Annotated in this window: 1 pseudogene; it reads right to left on the minus strand. The window is 56.4% G+C overall.

Annotated features, from left to right (window positions below):
* Nucleotides 1–81 precede the first annotated feature (81 nt).
* Nucleotides 82–2,120, minus strand: a pseudogene (locus AB4043_RS23385) (hypothetical protein); the annotation flags it as partial.

A 2,120-nucleotide genomic window follows, 5' to 3' on the forward strand; every position in this document is an offset into this window, starting at 1 on the left:
TTACTCCTGTTCGACAACACTAAACGAAAAAATGAGGCCGCTGGGCTTGCACCAGCGGCCTCGAAGAGGGAGTTCCAACATTTAGAAGTTGATCTTGCCCACCAGTTGCAGCACACGCGGATCGGTTTGGGTGCTGGTGATGGTTCCGAAGCTCGCAGTACCAAGCTGAGGGTTGCCCGAGCTATTCGGATTGCTGGGGTTTGCGTGGTTTAACACGTTGAAGGCTTCTGCACGGAACTGGAATTGCAGACGCTCATAGACCTGGAAGTTCTTGAACATCGAGAAGTTCACAAGCTCGCGTCCAGCTCCCTTCGAATCGTTGCGGTGCAGATTGCCGTACGTGAAGGACRCCGGAGTGGCGTACGCAGTGGCATCGAGGCAGCTTGCACTGGTACCGTTCTTGACCACGAAGTCACCAGAGCAAGTGTTCGCTACACGCTTCACAAAATTCGGACGCTGAATACCGTTGGTGCCGGTGTTCGCAACGTCAGACGACAGACCAACGTTGAACGGCATGCCGGTCTGCAGGGTAACAATAGCGTTTGCCTGCCATCCGCCAAGAGCCGTACGAACCGCATAGCTGTGGCCGGCGAAGTTCGGGAACTGATACAGCACCGTGCCGACGAAGCGGTGACGGATGTCCCAGTTCGAATTGCCGTAGTCACCCTTGATGTTGTACGGGTTCATCAGATAACCGCCACCGTTCGCATCGTTGGAGGTATCCAGATTGTGAGCCCAGGTATACGACAGATTCGCCGTTAGCCCGTGATTCAGACGCTGACGGAAGATCGACGTAAGGCCGTTGTAAGTCGACCATCCGCCATTGGTGATCTGGCGGATAGCACCGAAGACCTGGTACGGACGGCGCGAGTTGATCGTGCCTGCCCCAGGAGTCGGCGTATTCGGCTGCCACGAGTAGTCCAGGTGAATCGAACGAGAGCCAAGATACTGCAGTTCGAAGGCTGCGTCCTTCCAGAGTTCGACACCAGAATCAAGATTCCACTGGTACATACGAGGCGTCGGCAGGCTGGCGGCGTCTGTAAACGCGTTGCAGAAGGTTCCCGCAACATTGGGGTTACAGCCACCTGCACCGGCTGATCCACCGCTGGGATTTGTGAAGGTATTGGTCGAGAAGTAGGTATTCGCGGTATAGGTGGTGCTGTTCGCCAAAGGATAGTTACCGCTGGCCAGCGTAAACGCATTCAAGTGATTCGGATTGTAGTAGATACCGCCGCCACCACGCACCACAATCTTGTCGTTCGCGCGATAGGCAAAGCCAAGGCGCGGAGCCCATAGGTTGTTGTTGGCGCTGGTGAACTGGAAGCCGGGCGTCGGCGTAAAGGCCGTACCAGTGGTTGCAGTGCTGGATGGAATCAACGCGGTATAGGTGGAGTTCAGGATACGGGCATAACCATTCAGCGAGTAGGGGATGGTTGGCTGCTCGTAACGCATACCGTAGAGCAATGTCAGCTTCGGGGTGACCTGCCAGTTGTCCTGAACGAAGTAGCCGTTGCGCCAGCTACCGACCGAACCCTTCAGCTGGAACGTGGGTGTAACGATGCTCGCCGCGTAGCCTAACACCATGTCAGCTAGACCATTGCCCGAAACTGCGTTCGCGCACGGTTTCGTCGGATCTGTTGTCGCCACACACTGCGTGCTGTAACGGCCGCTGAACGTGAAGTTGCCGCGAGGATCGTTCTGCGCCGCACGGCCGATCGTCATGCGACGGATATCGGCGCCGGCCATGATGGTGTGCCTACCCTTGGTCCAGCTGATCTGGTCATAGGCATGTACGGTACGGTCATCCTGCTTCCAGTTGGAACCGGAAGAACCGAGGCCGGCATAGCCGGTCACCGTGACGGTAGGAATACCGGGGTTATTGTTATCGACGTCAGCCGTGAAGCCAGGGATTCCAAGCGCCGTACCGGCGCTCTTCTGTCCGCTCTGCGCGAATTGGTTGTTTACATCGCTGGTCAGCGTATTGAAGCCAACACGCAGATCGTTGATAAATGTCGGCGTAATGATGTGCGTGTAACCGATCACACCATTGCGGTCCATCGTCGGCGAGTAGGCTGATGAAGTGGCGACGGCGTTGCCATTGACATAGGTCAACTTCTGCC

It is taken from the genome of Terriglobus sp. YAF25 (assembly GCF_052113305.1).
Lineage (GTDB): Bacteria > Acidobacteriota > Terriglobia > Terriglobales > Acidobacteriaceae > Terriglobus.